The organism is Oceaniglobus sp. K40-3 (assembly GCF_055808395.1).
In genome coordinates this window covers 2,343,700-2,368,673 of sequence record NZ_CM147868.1, presented here as the reverse complement: position 1 = coordinate 2,368,673, position 24,974 = coordinate 2,343,700, and the positions used below count along the sequence as shown (strand labels likewise).

Below are 24,974 nucleotides of genomic sequence, written 5' to 3'. Positions count from 1 at the left end.
CCCTGCCATCGTTTCCATGGGCGCAGTGGTGGCGGGTCTCGCGGTCTGCCAGAACTGACTTTGTCCTTGATGCGCTGGAACAGGCCCTGCATGATCGATGGCCTGTTCAGAAAGGTGGCTTGATTCACCACTCGCATCGCGGCGGGCAAGGCGGATTCAACCGGTCGTCGCAACACCTTCGATCATATCCTGTCTGAGAAGCCGGTCGAGAGCCTCCGCCGGTGTCTGCCAGCCCAGCGTCTTGCGCGGTCGCGTGTTGAGCGCATGGGCAACGGCGCTCAACTCGTCGACGCCGTGTTGGCTGAGGTCTGTCCCTTTCGGAAAGTATTGGCGGAGCAAGCCGTTGGTGTTCTCGTTGCTGCCGCGCTGCCAAGGGCTCTGAGGATCGCAGAAGTAGATCTCGAGACCGGTGTCGATCCGAAGCTGCGCGTGTTGTGCCATCTCGGCCCCTTGGTCCCGAGTCAGCGATCGCCGCAAGTTAGCAGGCAAGCCGCGGATAGTCCCCGCGATGGCATCCCGGATGGCTTCGGCACCGTGACCGGCGAGGGCTGGTCCATTTTTGGCAGACTTCCTTGTCCCGTGCCCCTCCATGCGCGGCAAGTGCAGGAGCATCGTAAAGCGGGTCGTGCGTTCAACCAGCGTGCCGATCGCCGAACTGCCAAGACCGAGAATGAGGTCGCCCTCCCAATGGCCTGGAACTGCCCTGTCACCGATTTCTTCCGGGCGGTCGCTGATCATCAGCGCATCGGCGATGAAGGCCTTGTCGCGGTTCCGTGCGCGTTCGCGAGGCACTCTGAGAGCACGGCCGGACCGGAGACAGGCAGACAGCTCCCGCTTCAGCGCGCCGCGCCCTTGAATATAAAGAGCTTGGTAGATGGCTTCGTGGCTGATGCGCATGGTTGGGTCCTCGGGGAAGTCCACCTTCAGACGCTGCGCGATCTGCTCCGGGCTCCAGGCTGAGGACCAGCGTCGGCTCTGCCGGTGAATGGCCCGCCGTCCTTTCCATACCACAACAGGCCCATTGAAGGCGATGCCGTCCGGTGCGGCAATGAGGCCGGAAAGCCGATCCTGCACGTAGTCACGCAGGGCAGGGTTCAGCGCGAGCTTGCTGACCTTCGGACGCTTGGCTGCACGGTCAGCGTGCCACTGCGCGTTGATCGCACGGTAGTCGTAATCTCCGCCACGAGTTGCCGAGTTGCGCCTGATCTCTCGGGAGATCGTGCTGGGCGATCTCTTCACCTTCCGTGCAATCGCGCGGATACCTGTGCCCCTCGCGCATTCAAGGGCTATTTCCTCACGTTCTGCGAAGGAAAGGCTACGGCTCTTCGGTCAAGCGGCCGATGGCGCAAGATGTGTGGGAGGCAGTCCGCCAGAACTCCGAAACCATCGGGTTCCGACAGGAGCAGAGACACCCGCTTCAACGGCGGCCTCCTCACTCGAAAGCCCCGATGCAATCTCCCGCCAGAACCGGCATAGATTCTCACGCTGCCAGATTGGCGGCCGACCTGGCGAGGATAATTTGGGACGGGTCGATCACTCGGATTTCCGTTTTCCTGTCATTATTTACACCTCCAAAAACGGGGTGTTGCGACGACCGGTTGAATCCGCCCAATATCTGTCCATCCGCTATACCGAGCGTTTGGCCGAAGCTGGGATCGAGCCATCGGTCGGCAGCCTGGGAGACTCGTATGACAACGCCCTCGCCGAGACGATCAACGGCCTCTACAAAACCGAACTGGTCCATCGCCAGGGACCGTGGCGCAACATGCAGGATCTGGAGATGGCCACCCTCGAATGGGTCGATTGGTTCAACAACAGACGCTTGCTTGGCCCCATCGGAAACATCCCGCCAACAGAGGCTGAAGAGAACTTCTATGCACAGCGCGACGTGCTCGATATGGTCGCGTGAAATGAAGTTATAGGTCTCCGGTGAAACCGGCGCGATTCAGAGCGCCAGTCCATTTGCTATCGCTTCGTACTGATCCTCTATAAAATACAGCATGGTATCTTGTTCAGTTGAGTGACCATACCGCTTGAACAGCGGGTGACGTCCCCGGACGTGGTGTAGCTTGCGGTGGCCATCGGGTTTCTCGGTAGGGTCGGGTTGTGATGACCAACCTGAACCGAGGATTACACCCGATGACCAAACAGATGATGGACCTGCGTGCGCTTGTGGAAAAGAGCGCCGATGCCGATTTGCTCCGCGAGATGATCGGTTTCGCCGCCGAACGGCTGATGGACCTGGAGGTCGGCGCCAGGACCGGCGCCGACTATGGCGAGAAGAGCGTCGAACGTCTGGCGCAGCGTAATGGCTACCGCGACCGGGATTGGCAGACCCGGGCAGGCAGTGTGGAGTTGCGCATCCCCCGGCTGCGCACCGGTTCCTACTTTCCCTCTTTCCTGGAGCCTCGACGGGCCGCGGAGAAGGCGCTGACGGCCGTTATTCAAGAAGCCTATGTCCATGGCGTATCGACCAGAGCCATGGACGATCTCGTGCAGGCCATGGGCGGGACCGGAATCTCCAAGAGCCAGGTCAGTCGGCTTTGCGAGGAAATTGATGAACGGGTCGATGCCTTTCTGACGAGAGTGTCCGATCTTCTGTGTAACTTCGATCTGGTCCATGCTTCCTGAGAGGAGCAAGGACGATGACCATATCCAAGGAACTGCTGGACGAACTTTTGAAGGGCTGCGAGCGGCCTGAAGATCTGCTTGGCGATGCCGGGCTGATGAAAGAGCTCAAGATCAAGCTGATGGAGCGAATGCTCGGTGCTGAGCTGACGGCACATCTGGGCTATGAAGACGGCAAGGATGCCCCGCCTTATCAGGCCAACCGTCGCAACGGGTCATCTGCCAAGAGATTGAAGGGGCAAGACGGCGAACTGCCGATCGCAGTGCCGCGGGACCGGGACGGCAGCTTCGAGCCTGAACTGGTGAAGAAGGGCCAGACCCGGATCGATGGAATGGATGACAAGATCATCGGCCTCTATGCCGCCGGTCTGACGGTCCGTGACATCCGCGCCCATCTCGAAGACGTCTATGGCCTTCAGGTATCGCCAGACTTGATCAGCCGCGTGACCGACGCGGTGCTGGATGAGGTTCGGGAATGGCAGTCCCGGGCGCTGGACCTGACCTGCCCCCCGGAAGTTCCCTCAATCTGATGTAGAGTCTGCCCAACCTGAAGGAGCAGACGAGATGAGGAAAAGCCGTTTTACCGATGCGCAGATAATCGGGATGATCAAAGAGCAGGAGGCTGGTTTGCCAACCGCTGATCTGTGCCGGAAGCATGGCCTGAGCCCTGCGACGTTCTACAAGCTGAAGGCCAAGTATGGCGGGATGGATTTGTCCGATGCTAAGCGGCTGAAGCAGCTCGAGGATGAGAACGCGAAGCTGAAACGCCTAGTGGCAGATGTCATGCTGGACAATGTTGTGCTGAAGGATCTCCTGGGAAAGCCCTGACGACGCCGATGCAACGGCGGGACGCAGCGCTGCGGGCGATGCGGGATCATCCGATCTCTCAACGCCGGGTCTGCGTCCTGATCGGTGTCGATCCCAAGACCGTGCGGCGCGAAAGATCGCCCGATAATCCGGAGGTCCGCCTGGAAATGAACAAGATTGCTGAGAAACGGCGCCGGTTCGGTTACCGGCGCATTGGCGTCCTGCTGGAGCGCGTGGGCATGATTATGAACGAAAAGAAACTTTACCGAATTTACCGGGAAGAGGGTCTGTCAGTGCGCCGCCGTAGAGGCCGGAAACGGGCGCGAGGCAGCCGCACACCGATGCCAGTGCCATTGCGCCCGAACCAGCGCTGGTCCTTGGACTTCCTGTCCGACACCTTCGGAGCCTGTCGCAAATTCCGCATCCTGGCTGTGAACGACGATTGCTGCCGCGAAAACCTATGCCTGGTCCCGGACACGAGCATCTCCGGGGCCAGGGTCGCACGGGAGTTGGATGCGCTGGTCCGGATCTATGGGAGGCCCGCCTGCATTGTCTCGGACAATGGCACCGAGTTTACCAGCAAAGCGATCCTGAAATGGGCAAACGACAACAAGGTCGAGTGGCATTACATCGATCCCGGCAAGCCGCAGCAGAACGGCTACATCGAGTCATTCAACGGCAGCCTCCGCGATGAATGCCTGAACGAAGAGATCTTCGACACCTTGGCAGATGCCCGCCGAACGCTGGCCCTCTGGCGCTACGATTACAACAACGTCAGGCCACACTCATCGCTCGGCAACAAGACCCCAGCAGAAGCGCGCCGGGCGCTTGACCTACATGATGGCACCGCGCCCGGCGCGCTTGCCACACCCGAAATCGACGACTATCAAACCCAAGGACTCTCGTTATGAATGAGGGACGACCGGGGGGCAGGTCACAACGACTATTCCTCAGCGGTCGTCGTAAAGGACCAGCAATTGCCCATCTACAACGGCACGCGCGTCGTCCTTGGGCCGCGCGAGCGCACCGTCGTCTTCGCGGACAAGTTCAGGGGGGTCAGCTACGTCGATGTGGTCGACTACCTGATCCGCCTGCGCAACGCGCCTCCATTCGGAGGGAAGTCGGAGCTTATCATCGACGGCACTAGCATCGGGCGGGTCGTCTCGGACATGATGCACGAGCAATCCGTCGATCATACGGCTGTCCAGATGACGGGTGGTCAGGACTGGCGGCGTGCGGGTCGATACGTCAACGCGTCCAAGACCCTGATGATCGAGAACCTTGCCGTGCTATTCGCATCGGGCGACCTCAAGTTCGCCCAAGACCTTCCAATGCGGAAGGAGATCGAGGAAGACCTGTCGTCCTTCACGACGCAGACCACAGCCGCCGGAAACCAGATCATCACGCAGTCGCGGAACGCCTCGGGTCACGGCGACACAGGCATTGCCTTAATCGTCGCGGCCTTCGCATCGCAGTATCTCGTGCCACAGAATATCCGCGTCTCGACCCTAAAAGGCTGGTTCTAACCTGCGCTTTCGTCGCGCTCGTGGCCGTCGCGCCTGCCGTTGCCCGACGAAGCGCTCGAGACGCGGGCAAACACCCCCGAAAAATCGCCCGCTGATGGGCGTCTCGATGTTTTGGGCATCGTTGCGCCCGCCAGTCCGCGACGCGCCTTAGACGCGCGCTGATGGGCGGAGGATCGAGCCGCGTAAGTCAGTAATCAAAAGCGTCAAATAGTATCGAAACATCAAATGAAGAATCGTAGCCTGGAGCTTGCACTCCCTCTAGACCAAACGTGAAGAAGTGCTTCCTGGCGGCACGCCAACCGCGCATCAAACTGGGGAAACCGACTTCAACCTCATCCGTCCCATCATCATCGGAACGCCAAGCCGACGACGCAATCCAATTTCCCAATATTAATTCCTCGTTAGAAGGGGTCGGGCAGTTGCGGCGGTATTGGGTCCTCAAAATGTGTCGCCGCTGCACACTAGCGCGCCGAACCATATTTACTGTCCAGCCATCGAGAGCTTTGAGAACGGTTGGGTCTTCAATAAGGCAATAAAAGCCCATTAATCCCCTCATTTTTGAAAGGCGCCTACCGTTGTAGAGAAAGTCTTGGATCTCTTGCTCTGTCAGACCTCCGTAGAATCCTCTGCGAAGCTCATACACCAAGCCCAACAAGTCCCAGTCATAGCCATACCTTCGATTGGCTCTGCTGCGATTGAACCCGTACTTGAGAGAATTAATCAAATATATATTGATTAAGCGCGATACTTTTTGCCGGAGTTTCTTCTCAGTTTTTCGAGGAAGCGTAAGCCCCTTGTCGCTGAACCCGTAACCTAAATAGGTGAAGTCACTTATTGTGCGAATTTCATGTTGATGATCCGTGACCTGCCCCCCGGAAGTTCCCTCAATCTGATGTAGAGTCTGCCCAACCTGAAGGAGCAGACGAGATGAGGAAAAGCCGTTTTACCGATGCGCAGATAATCGGGATGATCAAAGAGCAGGAGGCTGGTTTGCCAACCGCTGATCTGTGCCGGAAGCATGGCCTGAGCCCTGCGACGTTCTACAAGCTGAAGGCCAAGTATGGCGGGATGGATTTGTCCGATGCTAAGCGGCTGAAGCAGCTCGAGGATGAGAACGCGAAGCTGAAACGCCTAGTGGCAGATGTCATGCTGGACAATGTTGTGCTGAAGGATCTCCTGGGAAAGCCCTGACGACGCCGATGCAACGGCGGGACGCAGCGCTGCGGGCGATGCGGGATCATCCGATCTCTCAACGCCGGGTCTGCGTCCTGATCGGTGTCGATCCCAAGACCGTGCGGCGCGAAAGATCGCCCGATAATCCGGAGGTCCGCCTGGAAATGAACAAGATTGCTGAGAAACGGCGCCGGTTCGGTTACCGGCGCATTGGCGTCCTGCTGGAGCGCGTGGGCATGATTATGAACGAAAAGAAACTTTACCGAATTTACCGGGAAGAGGGTCTGTCAGTGCGCCGCCGTAGAGGCCGGAAACGGGCGCGAGGCAGCCGCACACCGATGCCAGTGCCATTGCGCCCGAACCAGCGCTGGTCCTTGGACTTCCTGTCCGACACCTTCGGAGCCTGTCGCAAATTCCGCATCCTGGCTGTGAACGACGATTGCTGCCGCGAAAACCTATGCCTGGTCCCGGACACGAGCATCTCCGGGGCCAGGGTCGCACGGGAGTTGGATGCGCTGGTCCGGATCTATGGGAGGCCCGCCTGCATTGTCTCGGACAATGGCACCGAGTTTACCAGCAAAGCGATCCTGAAATGGGCAAACGACAACAAGGTCGAGTGGCATTACATCGATCCCGGCAAGCCGCAGCAGAACGGCTACATCGAGTCATTCAACGGCAGCCTCCGCGATGAATGCCTGAACGAAGAGATCTTCGACACCTTGGCAGATGCCCGCCGAACGCTGGCCCTCTGGCGCTACGATTACAACAACGTCAGGCCACACTCATCGCTCGGCAACAAGACCCCAGCAGAAGCGCGCCGGGCGCTTGACCTACATGATGGCACCGCGCCCGGCGCGCTTGCCACACCCGAAATCGACGACTATCAAACCCAAGGACTCTCGTTATGAATGAGGGACGACCGGGGGGCAGGTCATCCGAGATCACAGCAATTCCCGGAGATTTCTTACGATTTACGATCAGACCACTTTCAGAACAATGTCGGTCAAAGCATCGTTCAAGGCGCTGCGCCTCCTCATAGCTACCACAGATCGCTACTACGTCGTCAGCAAATCTAACAAACTTGCCTGACTCCGCCGATAATTTCCGGTCAAGATCATGATTTGCTAGATTTGCCAAAAAGAGCGATGAGGAAGAACCCTGAGGGGTTCCTTTGATCTTCCGTCGAAAAGTTAGAGTTCTATGCGCCTCGGCATCGCCTAAGCGATGGTGAAGAAAGGACTCGAAAATGTGACGCTCATGCGGTGTCAAGCTGACCGCAGATCGGTCGGAAATTTTCCTTTTCAAATAATTGGCTGGAATGTTGTCGAAATATTTTTCAGAAATCAATCTGAACTGCAAACAGCTTTCCATCTTTGTCAAAATCCCTGAGTGCAAGGATCGCATCAAACACGTTCTTGTCTGGATGATAAGCGTAAGAATGTGGAGAAAGTCGCTTCTTATTTCGTTCAAGGGTTCTTCGCAGCAGCACATTAGCAAGCGCGGCGTCAGGAATACCGAAAGCCGTAACATCTCGAGTTGTCCCGTCTGGCTTGGGTATTTGAAAATTTATTGCCGGTTCAGGATCGTATTCGTATCGAAGAACTTTGTGCCAAATAGCAGTTGCTAGAACATTTGCATTACGCTTGCAATGTCGGGGGTCAAAGTGTCGATGCAACGGCCTAGCTGAACGCACAGAGGGCAAGGTAGCATCGACATTGGTGCGACGTGTGAACTTTTCTCTATACTTATCTTGTTTTTCGAGGTGAGATCGTTCTTTGTCGAAAGCCTTTTTGCTTAACCGTTTTATTTCCGTCCTAAGTTCGTTGCGCATCTTAACCCACTATAGCTATTCGGTGGGGCGCATAGAGTAAGGGGAAACGACAACCTAGATCGCCGCACCATCCGATAGAACTCTCGAACCATCGTCGCCAATTCAGTTTCCCGAAAAGGACGTCTTCGACCCCATAAGAGCCGGGTAGATCACGCCCCACCTAGGCTTCGCGCCATAATTGTAAAAGAGCAAACCCGGCGAGCAGTGTCAATCTGAGACTGAGTTTGACACACCTGAATACTGAACCGTCAATTCAGGATCACGCATTGCCTTCCCGACCTTCAACAGGCGGGATTGATCAACGCGCACTTCTCTTTTGCCTCCGACTAACAGGTAGTGGCGACTAGGGTCGGATAGCTCGACTTTCTTGATCAGCTTTCGAGACGCTGCAACATTCTGCTGAGGCGATTTTTCAGGATCACCACGATAGCGGTCAAATTCCTTGCGATCTTCAAGCTCAAGTTCAATTGTAGTGAAAGCTCTTTCGCTGCTTCCGGGCTTTGTAGGATCATCGCCACCGAACAGCCGAAACAAATCATCCTCTGACTTGATCATCCGGCACCGGGATTTAGGGGGCGCAATGAGACGCGGCGATCCCACATGTGAACGCGTTCGGCGCGGTCAAAATCAGGAGAAAAGAATTTCGCTAAGGCCCTGGCAACCCGCTTTGCAACTTTGACTTCGGGGGCGGCAACCACCTCAACCGCGCGCTTGACGGTCACATAGAGAAAGCCATCTTCGACGCGCTTCGTCTCAATGCTCCAATCATCACCTTCCAGCTTTTTGAACGTGTCTTCGTGTTCTTCAAACCGGCGTTCAACGTCCGCCTTACGTTGCTTACTCACGAGGTCTGAAAACTCAGGGGTCAGAAGGTTTTGCTCATCTGCGTCCAAGTCATCGCCGCGCTCATACTTGGCCATTGCCTCGTACTGACGTTGATGATGCTCGTTGATACGGGCCACTTCGGCATCCGCCTTGGCGATCTCATCTTCGATCTCGCTTAGACGGTTTCTGAGGCGGGTGACGCGTTTTTCCGCAGCAGCTTTGGCCGAAACGGTTTCTTCCAGTGCTGTGACAAAGAGGTCGTCGAGACGTGGGTTCAACTCTCCATCGGCCACACGCTGCGCAACGGCGGCGTCTGGGTGGTAGAAGAACCCGTCTGTGTAGGTCTCGTTCATGCGACGATTCTGCCCTTAGACGGTTTTACGATCAAGCCCTTTCCACTAGGAAACGAAAATGGGGTCGGTGATGCGTCGGGATCGTAGGCGGTTGCAACGGACATCACCTTCGATATTGTGCCGGCGTGCCAGTATTGATGGTGTTTCTCACCTATGCTCTGAGCCGGAAACTTGACGATGCGGTTCAGCTTGCCTCGCTTGGCTCTGGCTACGAAGACGGAAGCCATAGGCCTGATCTCACGGCCTTCATGCCAATACTTCTCAATCAGCGGGCGGCAATGGTCAGACAGCCGAGTATCGGGCTGCGTTTCTGAGGTGAACCAGCGCCCGTCTTCCCAAGCAAATGCCGTGCCATCGCTGAAATCGCAAGTGCCGGGATCGTCACCCATCGCCTTTAATACAGCGATGTCACCCGAAGTGAAGGTCGCAGCACCCAAGTCCACACCAATGTCTATCGCCACAATCGACTGATTGTCTGAGGCATATAGCTGCGTGCCCGCCAACTCGACGAACCCTAGCCACGGGAACAGCTTCGTCCCGCGCCCTCGAAACTTATTGGCGGTAAGTAGCGCCTCACGGAAACCCGGAGGCACGGGGGTTCTGCAATCAGGCCCAGTCATAAGCGGCCTTCGAAAAATTGCTCGGATAAGAAGCGGGCGCGATCCTCTTGGGTTGGATAGCCACGCAGTTCCTCGCCGAATGGCGAGGGAAGTAATTTGCCTGCATCGTCGTATTGCCGCACCCCCGGTGCCTGCCATTCGAAAGCCTCGGCAAAGGTGCGCAACTCACCCATACAGATCAGGCTGCGCGCCCGTTGATCGGTAAGCGCAAGCGTCCATGGGAAGTAGCTCTCAACTTGAGTTCGCACCCATTCCCGTTTGCGCTTAGGCAGAAACGAAATGTTTCGATCATTGCTGATCATCTTAGATTGAGATTTTAGATCGTAGTCGTCCATCTCGACTCCGATGTGATAGCCACGATACCGAAGCCGTGACCGCTCCACGATGTGTCCTCCTACCCGGTCAAGTTCACCGTTTTCCGTCCTTAGCAACTTAAACTTGTCCTGCGGATACATCTCATCTTCCACGAGGTCGACAGCGCCATAGAACCCATGCTCATTCCAAGCCGCAGAATCGCCTGACGTTAGGCCAGCTTCGCGGATCATATCGTTCCCGGTCGTGGCGAGGCCATGCGTTTGCACATCGCAGGAAAGGTCACTGAGCGCCATTCTAGCCAGTTGTGCCCAACGCCAACGCTCCCCTTCAGGCTTCTCATTGTTCGGGGAAAGGCAAAGGTAATCTTTCGCCTGATCGACAACTTCGAGCAGCCGTTCTTTGCCTTCGCCTTGATGGAACACAGGCAGCACACAATCGCCAAACTCTGCACGAAGGGCCGTGAGGTTTCGATCTGACTGCTCCGTAGCGTCTCGCAACTCCTGTGGCGTCGGATCACGACCTTTTTCGCCGGGAATGACATCCAAATTGATCAGCCAGATTTCTTTGAACAGGCCGTCCGCATGAGTGAGGAAGCGCGAGTAAGCCGCCTTGACCTCTTCAAGCGTAACCGACGCGCCTGCGTTCCACGCCGTGAAGGCACCAGAATCGAGCATGATATGCGAGGGACAAGAGGGCGCTCGGCACTGGGCTCGCGGTGCGAAGCGCCTCTGTATAGGGCACCCACTCTTCGTCAATACCACGTTGCGCCATTAAAGAGCGCTGCTCCTGGTCCTTCCGCTCCAGCCGAGCGACAGCCGTTGGTAGATACTCGCAATAATCGTCAAAGGTCCGAATGCCTGCTTTGACCATGCCCAGCCACTTCATGACCTCACGCGCATATTCGCCGTGCATAGAGAACAGCCTGTGCGAACAAAGCTGATTTTCTATCGCTTGAAAGGCGTCGTTCTTCGGCGTGCCGGACATATATAGGTGCATCGCGCCCTCCTGACACGAAGGGTAGCAACCGCAAGGCGATCAGGAAACCAGAATTGCAGAATAGGCGAATTATCAAACGAATGAGTCGTGAAAATCGTCAGCGTTTGAAAAACGTTTGAAAATGGTCAGCCGCCTGCGGCGCGGCGTAAGATTTTCTCTTCATTTCCAATGATTTAAATGGTGCCCCCACACGGACTCGAACCGCGGACCTACTGATTACAAATCAGTTGCTCTACCAGCTGAGCTATAGGGGCAATCTGTTGGAAGGTCAGACCATCCGAGGGGGCGTTTAGACGATTGGCGCGCAAAGCGCAATCCGTCATATCCGCGTTTTGGCGACCAAATCGAATATCACCCACACCATCAGGTGAACCGATGTTGCAGAGAAAGGTCCGGGACGATTGCCCGGGCCTTTCGTGACGCGCGATTGCGCGTTCAGAACGTATAGCCGACCTTCAGCCCGACACCGATGGCATGGTTCTTGCGGAATTCAGATGCGGCCACGCCGCCGCCCAGGGTGGTTTGGGCATTGCCGATATCCACATAGCGAATCCCGCCCGTCACTTTTACCCGGTCCATGGTATAGGTCGCGCCCAGTCCGGCCGAGATATATCCGTCAGTCGGGCCAAGGTTCGCGGCAAACCCACCGTTCTGCTTTTCATATCCGACCGTCCCGGCAACCGACCAGTTTTCGTTCAGCTTGCGCCCGACGCCCAGCGTGAAGGAATAGGTATCGTCGGCATAGCTGACCAGGGAATTGCCAGTGAGGCCCTTATAGACGACGGGCGTGATGTCAAAATCGCTCCAGTTGACCCAGCGGACCGAGCCGAACACCAGGGTGTCCTTGGCCACGCCCGTTTGAAATTCGAGGTTCACTGACTGGGGGGCATCAATTTCGGTCACGGTGTTGACCGGACTGGCGAACGCCGAGGTTTCGGTGGTGGACAGCGAGTGTTTGATCTTTGAATTATAGGTCAGGGCGACGCGCAGCGCGATCTCGGGCTTTTCATAGGCGATGCCCACGAGATAGCCAAAACCGCCGTCCTTTTCGCCCTTGGCGGTATAGGGCGCGCCGGGGGTGACGACGCCGGGGGTTGTCGGCCCGGCGGTCACAAACGGGATCGTCGCATCGGCGCTGAACGTCTGATAGCGCAGGCCGCCAAAAACGCTGACATTGGAGGGGAACTTGTATTTCACCACAGCGGTCAACGCGCTTGAGGATAGTTCCGCAACCGTACCACGGGCGAAATAGGGTTGTGCACCCGGGTAGGAGACATCGGCGCCGAACGGTTGATCAAAAATCAATGCCACGTCCAGACCGTTGCCAAAACTGTGTTTGTACGCGGCGCCCGACTGAAGGTACGACGAAGCCATATCGCCCGAGCTGCCGCCCGGTGTCGGGCTGGTTGCGGTGCCGACGCCACTGATGGACGGAGAGACGCTGCCAAGGCTCGCCTCGAAATAATTGCCCGCCTCAAAGATCACGGCGACGGATTGCCCCGAACGATCAACCCCGCCCGCCTGCGCGACACTGGCCGACATCAAACCGGCCACTCCTGCCAATACTAGCTTACTCATCACATCTCCCCCAATGCTGTATTTTGTTACATACAACTTTGAGGATAGTTTAAATTTGGTCAATTCTTTACGCCGCGTCACGAAAATTTGATGCCGCTGCGTCATTTTCGCCGCGCTTGGGCCTCGGTCCAGATATTGAGATAATTCGCCGCAAAGATAATGACGGCGCCCAGCACGACATAAATATCCAGAGGTTCGCCATAAGCGAGCATCCCGACCGTGGCGATCACCGGCAGGCGCAGGAAATCGAACGGCATCACGATGGTCGCGGGCGCAAGGCTCAGTGCTGTGGTCAGGCAGAAATGAGCCAGCAACCCGGCGCCGCCAACCAGCACGACCCATGGCCAGAGCGCGGTGGATGGCACCGCGATATCACCATCATACCCCGCGCAGATCAACCCGAACACCGCCTGCATGCCGGTCAGCCAGAACAGGATGCAGGTGATCGATTGATCCCGCGTCAGCATCTTGGTGAACACCGCCGATCCGGCAAACCCGATGGCCGCCAATGCCGCTGCGACAATGCCCGGATCAAACGTGCTGAGCGACGGGCGCGCGACAATCAGGATGCCAACAAACCCCATGAGCGCGGACAACAACCGCACTGCGGTCAAGCGTTCGCTCAGAAAAAAGGCGCCGCCAGAGTGACCCAGAGCGGTGACGAGAATTCCAACGCAAAGACCTGTGCCAGGGGGATGGTCGCGATTGCGAAAAACCACAGGTTCTGCCCGGAAAAGTGGAACAGATTGCGCACGAGGTGCAATCCGATCCGGCTGCGGTTGACCTGATGCAGCGTACCGAAGCCGCGCGCCAGCACCACAACCGCCACAAACCCGATGACCGAGCGGAACAGCATGATTTCAAAGGTATCAAGCTCGCTCGACAGGCTGCGCCCTGCCACTGCCATTGAGGAAAACGACACGATGGCGCCGATCATCCAGATTGCAGCTTTCAGGGGTTGGGCCTCGGCCGGCGCGGGGGATGGCGCGGCCGTGGCCCGGATCATTCCCATTCGATGGTGCCCGGCGGTTTGGAGGTGATGTCATAGGTCACCCGGTTGATGCCCGGCACCTCGTTGATGATGCGGGTGGCGGTTTCGCCCAGAAATTCGTGGGTGAACGGGTAATAATCTGCCGTCATGCCATCGACACTGGTGACGGCGCGCAGGGCACAGGCAAAATCATAGGTGCGCCCGTCGCCCATCACGCCCACGGTGCGCACGGGCAGGATGGCCACGAAGGCCTGCCAGATTTCATCGTACAACCCGTGTTTGCGGATCTGGTCGATATAAACCGCATCGGCCCGGCGCAGGATCGCCAGCTTTTCGCGGGTGATTTCACCGGGGCAGCGGATAGCAAGACCGGGGCCAGGGAAAGGATGACGCCCGATAAAGCTGTCGGGCAGGCCCAATTCGCGCCCCAGTGCGCGCACTTCGTCCTTGAACAATTCGCGCAGGGGTTCGACCAGTTTCATGCCCATTTTTTCGGGCAGGCCACCAACATTGTGGTGGCTTTTGATCGTGACACTTGGCCCACCGGAAAATGACACGGATTCAATCACATCGGGGTACAGTGTGCCCTGGGCCAGAAACGCGGCACCGCCAATTTCGTCGGCGTGTTTCTGGAACACGTCAATGAACAACCGGCCAATGATTTTTCTCTTGGTTTCCGGGTCACTTACGCCGTCAAGTTCACCCAGAAACAGATCGGATTCATCGGCGTGGATCAGGGGCAGGTTGTAATGCTCGCGGAACATGCCGACGACTTGCTCGCTCTCGCCTTCGCGCATCAGCCCGTGATCCACATAGACACAGGTAAGCTGTTCGCCGATCGCCTCGTGAATCAGCACGGCGGCGACGGATGAGTCGACGCCCCCCGACAAGGCACAGATCACCTTGGCATCGCCGACCTGTTCGCGGATCGCCGCGATGGCCTGTTCGCGGTAGGCGCCCATGGTCCAATCCCCGGTGAACCCGGCGATCTTTACGAAATTTTCATAAAGCGTCTTGCCATTGGGGGTGTGGTGAACCTCGGGGTGGAATTGCACCGCGTAAAACCGGCGCTTCACATCGGCAATCACCGCAAAGGGGGCGTTGGGTGACGTGGCTGACACCTCAAACCCCGGGGCGATTTTCGCAACGTGGTCGCCGTGCGACATCCAAACCTGTTCGCGCCCCTCAAGAAACCACCCGGTCAAAAGATCGGTTCCATGGTCGGTGGGGGTGACATAGGCGCGCCCGAATTCGGCGGTGCCGTGGCCGCGCAACACTTCGCCGCCCAACATCTGCATCATCACCTGTTGCCCGTAACAGATGCCCAGAACCGGTACGCCAAGGGTAAACACCGCCTCGGGGGGCGGGGTGACCCTTCGGCAATCACGCTGGCAGGGCCACCCGACAGGATCACCGCCTTTGGCGCAAAGTCGGCCAGAAAGGCATCGTCCACATTTTGAAACGGATGGATTTCGCAATAGACATTCAGTTCACGCAGGCGCCGCGCAATAAGCTGCGTCACCTGGCTGCCGAAGTCGATGATAAGAAGGCGCTCGTGGGATATATCACTCATGCCATGCGAATATTGCAGGGCGCCCCCGTGCGCAAGATGGTGTGTGGGCCAGACGCGCAATTGAGTATTTTTGCAAAAGAGAAACGGCAAGGTCGGTATTGGCCCGGATGGGGCGAAAACCGGCGTTGATATGGACAGGCAAAAGGATACGCCTTGGCAAACAGACGGGGAGTATCACCATGTCCGAAACAGCAGCGCCCCGACGGGCCAGAGGCGGTGGCGGCGCCGCACGCCGCGCCGAACGCACCGCGGTGCGGATCGAAGCCGCGCGTTTCATCGAACGCAACATTCCGGATCTTGAAATCCTGAACGCCGAAGCCATCGAAGTGATCGAGCATAACGCCGAAACGGTGCTGGCGGAAATCGGCGTCAATTTCCCCGAAAACCCCGGCGCGCTGGAGCGGTGGCGCAATGCAGGCGCGGCGATCGATGGTGATCGGGTGCGCATTCCGCGTGGTCTGGCGCGCAAACTGTGCCAGACGGCCCCCGGCCAGTTCACCCAGCACGCCCGCAACCCCGAGCGTAACGTCGAGATCGGTGGGCGCAATCTGGTGCTGGCACCGGTCTATGGCCCGCCGTTCGTGCGCGATGCGGAAGGTGGGCGGCGCTATGCCACCATGGAGGATTTCCGCAATTTCGTAAAACTTGGCTATATGTCCAAATGGCTGCATCATTCGGGCGGCACGGTGTGCGAACCCACAGATGTGGCCGTGAACAAGCGGCATCTGGATATGTTGCACGCCCATATGGTATATTCCGACAAACCATTCATGGGGTCGGTAACCGAACCGGCACGGGCGCAGGATCTCGGTGGATATGTGCAAGCTGTTGTTCGGGGCGGATTTCGTCGATCAGAACACGGTGATGACCTCGCTTATCAATATCAATTCGCCCCTGACATTCGACGGCACGATGATGGGCGCGCTTGAGATTTACGCCGCCAACAATCAGGCCTGCATCATTTCGCCGTTTATCGTGGGCGGGGCCATGGCGCCGGTATCGGTGGCGGGGACGCTGACACAGGTTCTGGCCGAGATTCTGGCCGGTGTCGCCTATTCGCAATTGGTGCGCTCCGGTGCGCCGATCATCGCCGGGGCCTTTGTGACCTCGATCGACATGAACAGCGGCGCGCCCACGTTTGGCACGCCCGAGGCGGCGCAGATCACCTATGGCGCGGGGCAGTTGGTGCGGCGGTTGGGCCTGCCGTATCGTTCGGCCGGGTCATTCTGTGGATCGAAGCTGCCCGATGCCCAGGCGGCCTATGAAACCGCCAATTCCCTGAATGTCGGGTTGCTGTCGGGGGTGAATTTCATGCTCCACGCCTGTGGCTGGCTTGAGGGCGGGTTGGTCAGCAGCTACGAAAAGTTCGTCATGGACGCCGATCAGTTGGGCGCGCTGCATGGTTTGGCGCGCGGCGTGGACATCACCGAAAACGGGCAGGCCATGGATGCGATTGCCGAGGTGGGGCCGGGGGGCATTATCTGGGCTGTGCCCATACCCAGAACAATTTCAAAGCGGCGTTCTGGCGGTCAGATCTGTTTGATTACAAACCGTTTGAGACATGGGACGAGGAAGGCGCACGCGACACCCAGACATTGGCAAGCCTGCGGGTGAAAAAGCTGCTTGGTGATTATGTTCAGCCGGCCCTCGACCCGGCGATTGCCGAGGCGTTGGAGGCCTATATCGCAGAAAAGAAGGCCTCGATGCCCGATGCGTTCGGCTAGGCGCCGGTGCCTTTTGACTGTGTGATTGAAACGCCCGGCCAACCGCCGGGCGTTTTTGTTTCCGGCACAGGGAACCGCTTTTGCGTTGCGGCGTTATATTCAGACACGAAAAAGGGCGACCGCGCACTGCAGCCGCCCAAAGCGAACGAGGAATCAATGTGGTGGTTAATGGCTCCGGGACAGGGAAACGATCAACTGCCCCAATGGCGGACGGCGCCGCAATCCATATGGACGAAATCGGATCTGGAGTAACGACCGACGCCACCCGCATGACAGGCCAGAGCGGCGCGCGCCATCTGGTTGACCGAACGCGACTGCAACCGCAGATCATTGGCCTGCCCACGCATGTGCAGCGAATTCTTGGCAACACCGCTGGAGCGGCGGCGCAGCATGGCGTTGGTTTCGGGCGAACGATAGCCGGACAACAGCATATAGGGTTCGGTGGTATCCAACAGATTATGCGCCGCCGCGACGATATCAACGGTACGCGGATCCATGGTTATGATCTTGTTGTTGCGCCAGTCGCGCATGAAATAGGTGATCTCGGTCAGGGCATCCTTGATATAATTGCCCTCGATCCAATAGATCATGTCGATGTTTTCACCGGTGCGTCCGGAATACATCTTGATGCGGCGGATATCGCCAGCGCCGCGCAGGAAGCCAAAAGCGTTGGCATATGTGGGTGCTGCGGCCACGGTTGTGGCGGCGAAAGCCCCCAGCAAAGCACGCCTTGAGAGGCCCTTCGAGCTTGAATCTGTCATGAGTTCTTCTGTCCCGTTCTTACCTGTATGCCGCTTTTCGCGACATTGATTGCCACCTCGTCCCCCAGGTTGCAGTGTCTCTATGACATGGCTGGGCGGTTGGACCAAGGTGCAAGGTCGCACTCTGTGACCGGTTTACCCCAGATCGGCAAAAATTTGCTTAACGCCGCTTTTCATTCGGCGGGATTCCCGGTTTGCTCCCGCGATGGTTTGTCGCAGCAAAGTGGGCTTCTGTCGCAAACGTGAGTGGACAGAAGCCGGGTTGGCGGCAAGGATTCCTTTAGGTACAGGTGGTAAGCCTGTGCAATGGCGTTATTTTTCAGTTTCGGAGTTTTATACGTGCGAACCCAGACCATCACCGCCCCGCTGACCCGGTTCAAATCCCTGGCTGTCGCGGTGCTGCTGTCGGCGGGCGCCCTTGCTCCGACGGTTGGCGCTGCCACGGCCCAGGTCACGGCCTTTAAACAGGCAATTGCCGAATCGGCCGCCAAAGATGACGCGCTTTCGACCTTTTACCGTGAAAACGGGTATGAGCCGATCTGGGTCGGCGATGGTGATGATGATCTGAAACGCCGGGCCGCTTTCCTGCAAGTCATTGATATGGCATCAGATCACGGGCTTCCGGCGGGGCGATACCGTTCTGCTGATGTGCGGGCCTTGCTCGCTTCGGCGCGCAGCACCCGGGATCGTGGGCGCATCGAAGTCGAGATGAGCCGTATGTTCCTGCGCTATGCCCGGGACATAAACACCGGCATCCTGACGCCGTCGCGCGTTGATCTCGGGCATCAAACGCGTGGTGCCCCTGCGTGACCGTCTGGACACCCTGCGCGCGTTCGAGAAAAGCCTGCCACTGGCGTATCTGCGGGGCCTGACGCCCAGATCGCCGGAATACACCCGCCTGATTCGTGAAAAGATGCAGCTTGAGCGCAAGATTCAGCAAGGTGGATGGGGTGCGCGCGTGGCGGCAAATTCGCTCAAGCCGGGCGAGGCGGGGGATCAGGTGATCGCCCTGCGCAACCGGCTGACCTCTGAGGGGTATCTGCGCCGCAGTGCCACCCGCGTCTATGATGATGAGATCACGCAAGCCGTGGCCGCGTTTCAGCGCGACAACGGCCTGACCGACGATGGGTTCGCCGGTAGCACGACGATTGAGCGTCTCAACATCGCGCCTGAAACCCGGCTGGGGCAAATATTGGTGTCTCTGGAACGGGAACGCTGGATGAATATCGAACGGGGCAAGCGCCACATCTGGGTGAACCTGACCGATTTCAAAGCCCAGATCATTGATGACGGCGAGGTAACCTTTGAAACCCGCAGCGTCATCGGCAAAGATGTGAGCGACCGGATGACGCCCGAATTTTCGGACGTGATGACCCATATGATCATCAACCCCAGTTGGTATATCCCACGTTCGATCGTGGTGAATGAATATCTGCCGGTGCTGCGGCGCAATCCCAATGCGCTCGGGTATCTGAAAATCACCGACAGCCGGGGCCGCGAGGTGAACCGGGGCCGTGGATTTGCACAATACACCGCCCGGAATTTCCCATTTTCCATGCGCCAGCCGCCAAGTTCGCGCAATGCGCTGGGGCTGGTAAAGTTCATGTTTCCCAACAAGTACAACATCTATCTTCATGATACGCCTGCAAAAAATCTGTTCTCACGCGAACGTCGGGCGTTCAGCCACGGGTGTATCCGCCTGAATGATCCGTTTGATTTTGGCTATGCCCTGCTGGCCAAACAATCGGACAGCCCCAAGGCCTTGTTTCAAAGCCATCTGCGCACTGGCACGGAATCCCGGATCAATCTGGAACAGCCGGTTCCGGTGCATCTGGTCTATCGCACGGCCTATACCAAACCCGAGGGCGGGATGGAGTATCGCGGCGATGTTTACGGACGTGACGCCAAGATCCTGAATGCCCTGCGTGCGGCCGGGGTGGAAATGCCGCAGATCGGCAGCTAAACCAGCCCCAACCCAGAGGGCATGACATGGCATTCACGATTGAACAGATCGCAACCGCGCTTGAGGCCGAGGCCTTTGGCGCACTTGACCTATTGATCACCGGCGCGGCTGAGCCGGCGATGGCCGGGCCGGATGACCTGGCGCTGGCGATGCAGCCGAAGTACGCAGATGGTCTGGCACAGGGCAGCGCGCGCGCGGCTATCCTGTGGGCCGGGGCCGATTGGCAGGCTTTGGGGCTGGAGGCGGCCCTGGTGGTGCCACGGCCCCGCTATGCCATGGCACATTTGACAAGGCTGCTTGATCCCGGGCCGCGCATTGATGCCGGAATTCACCCCAGCGCGGTGATTGATCCCACCGCCACAATCGGCGCGGGGGCGGCCATCGGGCCATTGGCGGTGATCGGGGCCGACGTTGAAATCGGAACCAGGGCGCGCATCGCATCCCATGTCAGCATCGACGCGGGCACGCGGATCGGAGCCGACGCCATGATCCTGTCGGGCGTGCGGATCGGCGCGCGGGTCAGCATCGGCGCGCGGTTCATCGCCCAACCGGGGGCTGTGATCGGGGCCGACGGGCTGTCCTTTGTCACGCCCCAGACATCGGGGGTTGAACGGGCGCGCCATTCGCTGGGCGATCAGGGCGACCTGCTTGACCAAAGCTGGGCGCGCATTCATTCGCTGGGGTCTATCCGCATCGGTGACGATGTGGAACTTGGCGCCAACGCCTGTGTGGATCGTGGCACCATCCGCGACACGGTGATCGGGGATGGGTGCAAAATCGACAACCTGTGCCACCTGGCCCACAATGTGGTCATGGGGCGCGATTGTCTTTTGGCTGCGCTGACCGGCATCGCGGGCAGCACCACGGTGGGCGATCGCTGTATCTTTGGCGGTCAAAGCGGGGTTAGCGACAATATTTTCATCGGTGACGATGTGATCTGCACTGGCGGGACCAAAATTCTGTCCAATGTGCCGGCCGGGCGGGTTATGATGGGGTTTCCGGCGGTGCGGATGGATCAGCACGTGGAAATGTACAAGGCCGCCCGCCGTTTGCCCCGCATGATGCGCGAACAGGGTGGCAAGAAACCTGTTTCAAAGCCCGGGCAGAGTGGCTAAGTCAGCCACAGGCGTAATATATCCCCGGAGGATGTCATGTCCGACACGATTGAAGACACCGTAATCCGTATCATCGCCGAACAGGCCGTTGTTGACCCATCAGATGTGAGCCGGGATCAAACCCTGGCGGATCTGGGGATCGACAGTCTCGGATTGGTGGAATCGATCTTTGCCATCGAGGAAACCTTCGATATCGAGGTGCCATTCAACGCCAATGACCCCAGCCAAAGCGATTTTGACATTTCGTCGGTTGCCGCCATTATCGCGGCCGTACAGGGGTTGGTCAGGGATCAGAAGGGCGGATGAAGCGGGTTGTCATTACCGGCGCGGGAACAATCAACGCGCTGGGGCATTCGGTGCCGGAAACCCTTGCCGCCATGGCCGAGGGGCGTTGTGGCATCGGCCCGCTGGATTTTCGGGATGTTGAACGCCTTTCGATCCGCATCGGCGGGCAGGTGCGCGGATACACCCCCGAGGCCGAATTCAACCGGCAACAGATTTCGCTTTATGACCGGTTCACCCAGTTCACCCTTCTTGCTGCGCGCGAGGCGATTGCACAGGCGGGCCTTGAGTTTAACGGCGATCTGGCTGCCCGCTCGGGGGTTGTTCTGGGCACCGCCGGGGGCGGGGTGCAGACCTGGGATGAAAATTACCGCGCCGTTTACGAAGAGGGCAAAAATCGGGTTCATCCCTTTGTTGTGCCCAAGCTGATGAACAACGCCGCCGCATCGCACGTCAGCATGGCCTATAACCTCATGGGGCCGTCGTTCACCGTGGCAACCGCCTGTGCCTCGTCCAATCATGCCATGGGGCAAGCGTTCATGATGATCCGCAGCGGCATGGCGCCGGTGATGGTGACGGGCGGGTCCGAATCCATGCTGTGTTTTGGCGGGGTAAAGGCGTGGGAGGGGCTGCGCGTCATGTCAAAGGATGCATGCCGGCCGTTTTCCTTGGGGCGCAACGGAATGGTGCAGGGCGAAGGCGCGGGGATATTCGTGTTCGAGGAATACGAACACGCCCGGGCGCGCGGGGCCGAGATTTTGGCCGAGGTGGCCGGATTTGCCATGACATCCGATGCCTCTGACATCGTGATGCCCAGCAAGCAGGGCGCGGCCCGGGCCATTGCCGGAGCGATGGCCGATGCGCGGGTGAACCGCGATCAGGTGGGCTATATCAACGCCCACGGCACCGGCACCGCGGCCAATGACAAGACAGAATGCGCCGCAGTTTCCGATGTGTTCGGGCCGCACGCCAATGATTTGATGATCAGTTCCACCAAATCCATGCACGGTCATCTGATTGGCGGCACCGGCGCGGTGGAGCTGTTGGCCTGCATCATGGCCCTGCGCGACGGGGTGATCGCCCCAACCATCGGCTATGAAGAGCCGGACCCGGAATGCGCCCTTGATGTGGTGCCCAATGAGGCCCGCGACGCGAGGGTCGATGTGGTGTTGTCCAACGCCTTTGCCTTTGGCGGGATGAACGCGGTGCTGGCCCTGCGTCGGGCATAAACGTCAGGCAAAAAAATGCCGCGCTTTTGGGGCGCGGCATTTTTCGTGGCTCGGGCCGTGGTTCAGTTGCCGTTGGCCGTGTTCACCGCATCATATCCGGCGGTAAACCCGTTCAGGGATACTTTCAGATTGACCTTTTCGTCGGGTGCCGCAGCGGGAACGATGCTGAGTGTTGCTGCGGCACCAGCCTTGAATCCCGCCACATCGGCATTGGTGAACCCGATCCGCGCGAAACAGCCGGTGGCCGCGCAAAAGGTGTAGGGATAGCGTTTTGCCTTGCCGCCATCCACGGCCAGGGTCATCTGCGCGGTCAGCAGGGTTTCGAGTGGCGTGATCACGGTGGCACCGGCCGCGGCCTGCTGGCCCTTGGGCAGGCCAAAGATGCTGATTTCAGCGACAGAATTGCCCTGTTCATCGGCCAGAAGCTGATAAAGCTGGCATGGGTCTTTGCCCTCTGCGGCGCGCACACACCGCACCTCCCAATCGCCATGGGTTTCGGACACATAGGTCGAACCAACGCCGCCGCTGTTGGCGTCGCTCACTTCTTCGCCCAGGGCAAGCCCGCTGGAATCAACGCCATCAGCGGCAGGTGTTTCGGCGGCGGGCGCTTCTGTTGCCGGGGCATCGGCAGGCGTGTCGGTGGTTTGGGCCATTGCCATGGGGGCCCAGGCCACCATCGCAACAAGGCCAATTGTTTTCAAAAGATCAGACATGTTGTTCCCATTACTCAAATCCGGTTCCGGCAAGGATTTAACACGCCCAAAGCGCGCTGTCAGGTGCGATTTGCGCACAGGCAAAGGCCAACGTCCTGACCCCGGAACGTAAAAAAGGGCCTGTAAAACAGGCCCTTTCTGATGGTGCTCTCCCTGCCGGACTGGCCGACTTATTCATTGATTGGGACGGTATGAAACTTGACCGCAGCCGTCAACAGGGAAAATTTCAAAACTTTCCGATGGCCGCACTCCCTGTTGGACAACAAAAAAGACCGCGCCATAAAGGGGCGCGGCCAGTCCGTCAGGGAGGATTGTCACCTCACACGATCCTGTCGCGCCGGGGACAGATCAACTCTGGCACAGAATGGTTAATTTTGTATTTTGAACGCAACGCACAATGAAAAGGGGCGAACCGGTGGCAGAACAGATATTCGTGGGCGGGGGCGGCGATGCCTATGCAACGGCGCAGGGTTTGCTGCTGGGCTATGCCAACCGTCATGGTCTGATCGCGGGCGCGACGGGCACCGGCAAGACGGTGACGTTGCAAATTCTGGCCGAGGGGTTTTCCGCAGCGGGGGTTCCCGTGTTCCTGTCGGATGTGAAGGGCGATCTTTCGGGGTTGGCACAAGCCGGATCACCCGATTTCAAGCTGCACGATGCCTTTATGGAACGCGCCGCCAAGATCGGGTTTTCTGATTACACCTATAACGCCTTTCCCGTCACATTCTGGGATCTGTTCGGCAAATCGGGCCATCCGGTGCGCACCACCATTGCCGAAATGGGGCCTTTGCTGATCTCGCGGCTTCTGGATCTGACCGAGGCACAGGAAGGGATCGTCAACATCTGTTTTCGCGTCGCAGACGAAGAAAACATGGCGCTGCTCGATCTCAAGGATCTTCAGGCGCTTTTGGTCTGGGCCGGGGAAAACGCCAAGGATCTGTCCCTGCGTTATGGCAATGTCTCCACCGCCTCGATCGGGGCGATTCAGCGCCGGTTGCTGGTGCTGGAAAATCAGGGCGGTGCGGAATTGTTCGGTGAACCGGCGCTGGATCTGGCCGATGTGATGGCAACCGATGCCGACGGGCGTGGACGGATCAATATTCTGGCGGCGGACCGGCTCATGTCGTCGCCGCGCCTTTACGCCACCTTCCTGTTGTGGCTGCTGAGCGAGCTTTTCGAAGAATTGCCCGAGGTCGGCGACCCGGACAAACCCAAACTGGTGTTTTTTTTCGACGAGGCGCATCTGTTGTTTGACGACGCACCAAAGGCGTTGGTGGACAAGGTGGAACAGGTGGCGCGGTTGATCCGCTCCAAGGGGGTGGGGGTGTATTTCATTACTCAAAACCCTGCCGATGTCCCCGAAGACGTGCTGGGCCAGTTGGGCAACCGCGTGCAGCACGCCCTGCGCGCCTTTACCGCCCGCGACCAAAGCGATTTGCGCAAGGCGGCACAAACCTATCGCGACAACCCGGCCTTTTCGACCGAAGAGGCGATTCGCGAGGTTGGCGTGGGCGAGGCGGTGACGTCATTCCTGGAGCGCAAAGGCGTGCCGGGCATGGTGGAACGCACCTTGATCCGCCCGCCGTCCTCCCAACTTGGGCCGATTTCCGCGGCTGAACGCGCGGGGGTGATTGCCAACTCACCCCTGAAAGGAAAATACAAAACCCGGCTGGATCGCGACAGCGCGTTTGAAATTCTGGCCCGCCGGGCGGAAAAGGCCGCGCGCGATGCGCAGCAGGCCGAGGAAGAAAAGGAACGGGAATTCAGCAATGCCCGGCGGTACAACCCGGGCACCACAACCACCCGCCGCGCGCCCAAACGCGAGGACAGCTTTGGCGAAGCAATGGCGAAAATGGTGGTGAAAGAGCTGAAAGGCACCACAGGACGGCGGATCGTCCGGGGCATTTTCGGCACGTTGTTCAAGGGGCGATAAGGCGCAAGGGGGGAAAATCCGACTTTGGGATTCGGGCA

General features: G+C 58.5%; 19 protein-coding genes, 1 tRNA gene and 8 pseudogenes. 14 read left to right on the top strand and 14 right to left on the bottom strand.

Annotated features, from left to right (window positions below; all coding sequences use genetic code 11):
- Nucleotides 1-156: 156 nt before the first annotated feature.
- A pseudogene (locus AC0L7P_RS12335) lies at nucleotides 157-1,494 on the bottom strand (IS30 family transposase).
- A gap of 112 nt (nucleotides 1,495-1,606) precedes the next feature.
- On the opposite strand from AC0L7P_RS12335, the pseudogene AC0L7P_RS12330 reads away from it, so the two are divergent.
- From AC0L7P_RS12330 to AC0L7P_RS12305, 6 genes and pseudogenes are all read left to right on the top strand, one after another.
- Nucleotides 1,607-1,909 (top strand): annotated as a pseudogene (locus AC0L7P_RS12330) (integrase core domain-containing protein); the annotation flags it as partial.
- A 230-nt stretch (nucleotides 1,910-2,139) separates the two neighbouring features.
- Nucleotides 2,140-2,586, top strand: a pseudogene (locus tag AC0L7P_RS12325) (transposase); the annotation flags it as partial.
- 59 nt (nucleotides 2,587-2,645) lie between these two features.
- Nucleotides 2,646-3,137, top strand: a pseudogene (locus AC0L7P_RS12320) (transposase); the annotation flags it as partial.
- A 55-nt stretch (nucleotides 3,138-3,192) separates the two neighbouring features.
- Nucleotides 3,193-4,346 (top strand): IS3 family transposase gene (locus tag AC0L7P_RS12315; protein WP_473432659.1). Its coding sequence is split into 2 segments (ribosomal slippage): nucleotides 3,193-3,442 and nucleotides 3,442-4,346, totalling 1,155 coding nucleotides; the frame shifts between segments, so codons are not numbered across the junction.
- Nucleotides 4,347-4,412: 66 nt separating this feature from the next.
- On the top strand, nucleotides 4,413-4,961 hold the full coding sequence (locus tag AC0L7P_RS12310; protein WP_473433029.1) for a hypothetical protein: 549 nt from the start codon (nucleotides 4,413-4,415) through the stop codon (nucleotides 4,959-4,961).
- Nucleotides 4,962-5,888: 927 nt separating this feature from the next.
- Nucleotides 5,889-7,042 (top strand): IS3 family transposase gene (locus AC0L7P_RS12305; RefSeq protein WP_473432659.1). Its coding sequence is split into 2 segments (ribosomal slippage): nucleotides 5,889-6,138 and nucleotides 6,138-7,042, totalling 1,155 coding nucleotides; the frame shifts between segments, so codons are not numbered across the junction.
- Between the two features lie 109 nt (nucleotides 7,043-7,151).
- Here the strand turns inward: AC0L7P_RS12305 and AC0L7P_RS12300 are convergent.
- The 11 genes and pseudogenes from AC0L7P_RS12300 to guaA form a co-directional block, all read right to left on the bottom strand.
- Nucleotides 7,152-7,505: pseudogene (locus tag AC0L7P_RS12300) on the bottom strand (reverse transcriptase domain-containing protein); the annotation flags it as partial.
- Nucleotides 7,471-7,965, bottom strand: a complete 495-nt coding sequence (locus AC0L7P_RS12295) for a hypothetical protein (protein ID WP_473433028.1) — start codon at nucleotides 7,963-7,965, stop codon at nucleotides 7,471-7,473. The pseudogene AC0L7P_RS12300 and the gene AC0L7P_RS12295, both read right to left, overlap by 35 nt.
- A gap of 207 nt (nucleotides 7,966-8,172) precedes the next feature.
- Nucleotides 8,173-8,520, bottom strand: a complete 348-nt coding sequence (locus AC0L7P_RS12290) for a hypothetical protein (protein ID WP_473433027.1) — start codon at nucleotides 8,518-8,520, stop codon at nucleotides 8,173-8,175.
- Nucleotides 8,517-9,143: a hypothetical protein gene (locus AC0L7P_RS12285; RefSeq protein ID WP_473433026.1), complete on the bottom strand. Its 627-nt coding sequence runs from the start codon at nucleotides 9,141-9,143 to the stop codon at nucleotides 8,517-8,519. The genes AC0L7P_RS12290 and AC0L7P_RS12285 overlap by 4 nt, the downstream gene beginning before the upstream one ends.
- Nucleotides 9,140-9,646, bottom strand: coding sequence for a hypothetical protein (locus tag AC0L7P_RS12280; RefSeq protein ID WP_473433025.1), 507 nt, complete (start codon nucleotides 9,644-9,646; stop codon nucleotides 9,140-9,142). The genes AC0L7P_RS12285 and AC0L7P_RS12280 overlap by 4 nt, the downstream gene beginning before the upstream one ends.
- A 113-nt stretch (nucleotides 9,647-9,759) precedes the next feature.
- The gene (locus tag AC0L7P_RS12275; protein ID WP_473433024.1) at nucleotides 9,760-10,752 is read right to left on the bottom strand and encodes a hypothetical protein; all 993 of its coding nucleotides are present in this window, start codon (nucleotides 10,750-10,752) and stop codon (nucleotides 9,760-9,762) included.
- On the bottom strand, nucleotides 10,697-11,074 hold the full coding sequence (locus AC0L7P_RS12270) for a hypothetical protein (protein WP_473433023.1): 378 nt from the start codon (nucleotides 11,072-11,074) through the stop codon (nucleotides 10,697-10,699). The genes AC0L7P_RS12275 and AC0L7P_RS12270 overlap by 56 nt, the downstream gene beginning before the upstream one ends.
- Before the next feature lie 178 nt (nucleotides 11,075-11,252).
- Nucleotides 11,253-11,328 (bottom strand) — tRNA-Thr (locus AC0L7P_RS12265).
- Between the two features lie 181 nt (nucleotides 11,329-11,509).
- Nucleotides 11,510-12,652: an OmpP1/FadL family transporter gene (locus AC0L7P_RS12260; RefSeq protein WP_473433022.1), complete on the bottom strand. Its 1,143-nt coding sequence runs from the start codon at nucleotides 12,650-12,652 to the stop codon at nucleotides 11,510-11,512.
- Nucleotides 12,653-12,753: 101 nt separating this feature from the next.
- Nucleotides 12,754-13,658, bottom strand: a pseudogene (locus AC0L7P_RS12255) (DMT family transporter).
- Nucleotides 13,655-15,216: pseudogene (gene guaA, locus AC0L7P_RS12250) on the bottom strand (glutamine-hydrolyzing GMP synthase). Before guaA ends, AC0L7P_RS12255 begins: the two co-directional pseudogenes overlap by 4 nt.
- Before the next feature lie 179 nt (nucleotides 15,217-15,395).
- Here guaA and AC0L7P_RS12245 point away from each other — a divergent pair.
- Together AC0L7P_RS12245 and AC0L7P_RS12240 are read left to right on the top strand one after the other, a co-directional pair.
- Complete coding sequence (locus AC0L7P_RS12245; RefSeq protein ID WP_473433021.1) at nucleotides 15,396-16,145, top strand: trimethylamine methyltransferase family protein; 750 nt, start codon at nucleotides 15,396-15,398, stop codon at nucleotides 16,143-16,145.
- Nucleotides 16,033-16,940 (top strand): annotated as a pseudogene (locus tag AC0L7P_RS12240) (trimethylamine methyltransferase family protein). The gene AC0L7P_RS12245 and the pseudogene AC0L7P_RS12240 overlap by 113 nt, the downstream one beginning before the upstream one ends.
- A gap of 191 nt (nucleotides 16,941-17,131) precedes the next feature.
- On the opposite strand, the gene mepK reads toward AC0L7P_RS12240, so the two are convergent.
- A complete protein-coding gene (gene mepK, locus AC0L7P_RS12235; RefSeq protein WP_473433020.1) occupies nucleotides 17,132-17,701 on the bottom strand; it encodes a peptidoglycan L,D-endopeptidase MepK in 570 nt (189 codons plus the stop codon).
- Nucleotides 17,702-18,040: 339 nt separating this feature from the next.
- Here mepK and AC0L7P_RS12230 point away from each other — a divergent pair, with 339 nt between their 5' ends.
- The 5 genes from AC0L7P_RS12230 to AC0L7P_RS12210 are packed head-to-tail and all read left to right on the top strand — an operon-like array spanning nucleotide 18,041 to nucleotide 22,290.
- A complete protein-coding gene (locus tag AC0L7P_RS12230) occupies nucleotides 18,041-18,511 on the top strand; it encodes a L,D-transpeptidase scaffold domain-containing protein (protein WP_473433019.1) in 471 nt (156 codons plus the stop codon).
- Entirely contained in the window at nucleotides 18,495-19,664 is a 1,170-nt protein-coding gene (locus tag AC0L7P_RS12225; protein ID WP_473433018.1) for a L,D-transpeptidase family protein, read from the top strand. The genes AC0L7P_RS12230 and AC0L7P_RS12225 overlap by 17 nt, the downstream gene beginning before the upstream one ends.
- A 26-nt stretch (nucleotides 19,665-19,690) precedes the next feature.
- On the top strand, nucleotides 19,691-20,779 hold the full coding sequence (lpxD, locus tag AC0L7P_RS12220; RefSeq protein WP_473433017.1) for a UDP-3-O-(3-hydroxymyristoyl)glucosamine N-acyltransferase: 1,089 nt from the start codon (nucleotides 19,691-19,693) through the stop codon (nucleotides 20,777-20,779).
- A gap of 36 nt (nucleotides 20,780-20,815) precedes the next feature.
- The gene (locus AC0L7P_RS12215; RefSeq protein ID WP_473433016.1) at nucleotides 20,816-21,085 is read left to right on the top strand and encodes an acyl carrier protein; all 270 of its coding nucleotides are present in this window, start codon (nucleotides 20,816-20,818) and stop codon (nucleotides 21,083-21,085) included.
- Nucleotides 21,082-22,290 (top strand): beta-ketoacyl-[acyl-carrier-protein] synthase family protein, encoded by a 1,209-nt coding sequence (locus AC0L7P_RS12210; protein WP_473433015.1) that lies wholly within the window; start codon nucleotides 21,082-21,084, stop codon nucleotides 22,288-22,290. The genes AC0L7P_RS12215 and AC0L7P_RS12210 overlap by 4 nt, the downstream gene beginning before the upstream one ends.
- A gap of 62 nt (nucleotides 22,291-22,352) precedes the next feature.
- Here AC0L7P_RS12210 and AC0L7P_RS12205 read toward each other — a convergent pair whose 3' ends face one another.
- Nucleotides 22,353-23,003, bottom strand: a complete 651-nt coding sequence (locus AC0L7P_RS12205) for an invasion associated locus B family protein (RefSeq protein ID WP_473433014.1) — start codon at nucleotides 23,001-23,003, stop codon at nucleotides 22,353-22,355.
- A gap of 415 nt (nucleotides 23,004-23,418) precedes the next feature.
- Between AC0L7P_RS12205 and AC0L7P_RS12200 the strand changes: the two genes are divergently transcribed.
- Nucleotides 23,419-24,936, top strand: coding sequence for a helicase HerA-like domain-containing protein (locus AC0L7P_RS12200; RefSeq protein ID WP_473433013.1), 1,518 nt, complete (start codon nucleotides 23,419-23,421; stop codon nucleotides 24,934-24,936).
- The last annotated feature ends 38 nt before the right edge of the window (nucleotides 24,937-24,974 follow it).

Bases quoted from the DNA above. Each gene is read 5' to 3' on its own strand.
- AC0L7P_RS12295 (WP_473433028.1), bottom strand. From the start codon at position 7,965: ATGCGCAACGAACTTAGGACGGAAATAAAACGGTTAAGCAAAAAGGCT.
- AC0L7P_RS12290 (WP_473433027.1), bottom strand. From the start codon at position 8,520: ATGATCAAGTCAGAGGATGATTTGTTTCGGCTGTTCGGTGGCGATGAT.
- AC0L7P_RS12285 (WP_473433026.1), bottom strand. From the start codon at position 9,143: ATGAACGAGACCTACACAGACGGGTTCTTCTACCACCCAGACGCCGCC.
- AC0L7P_RS12275 (WP_473433024.1), bottom strand. From the start codon at position 10,752: ATGCTCGATTCTGGTGCCTTCACGGCGTGGAACGCAGGCGCGTCGGTT.
- AC0L7P_RS12270 (WP_473433023.1), bottom strand. From the start codon at position 11,074: ATGCACCTATATATGTCCGGCACGCCGAAGAACGACGCCTTTCAAGCG.
- AC0L7P_RS12260 (WP_473433022.1), bottom strand. From the start codon at position 12,652: ATGAGTAAGCTAGTATTGGCAGGAGTGGCCGGTTTGATGTCGGCCAGT.
- AC0L7P_RS12245 (WP_473433021.1), top strand. From the start codon at position 15,396: ATGTCCGAAACAGCAGCGCCCCGACGGGCCAGAGGCGGTGGCGGCGCC.
- mepK (WP_473433020.1), bottom strand. From the start codon at position 17,701: ATGACAGATTCAAGCTCGAAGGGCCTCTCAAGGCGTGCTTTGCTGGGG.
- lpxD (WP_473433017.1), top strand. From the start codon at position 19,691: ATGGCATTCACGATTGAACAGATCGCAACCGCGCTTGAGGCCGAGGCC.
- AC0L7P_RS12215 (WP_473433016.1), top strand. From the start codon at position 20,816: ATGTCCGACACGATTGAAGACACCGTAATCCGTATCATCGCCGAACAG.
- AC0L7P_RS12210 (WP_473433015.1), top strand. From the start codon at position 21,082: ATGAAGCGGGTTGTCATTACCGGCGCGGGAACAATCAACGCGCTGGGG.
- AC0L7P_RS12205 (WP_473433014.1), bottom strand. From the start codon at position 23,003: ATGTCTGATCTTTTGAAAACAATTGGCCTTGTTGCGATGGTGGCCTGG.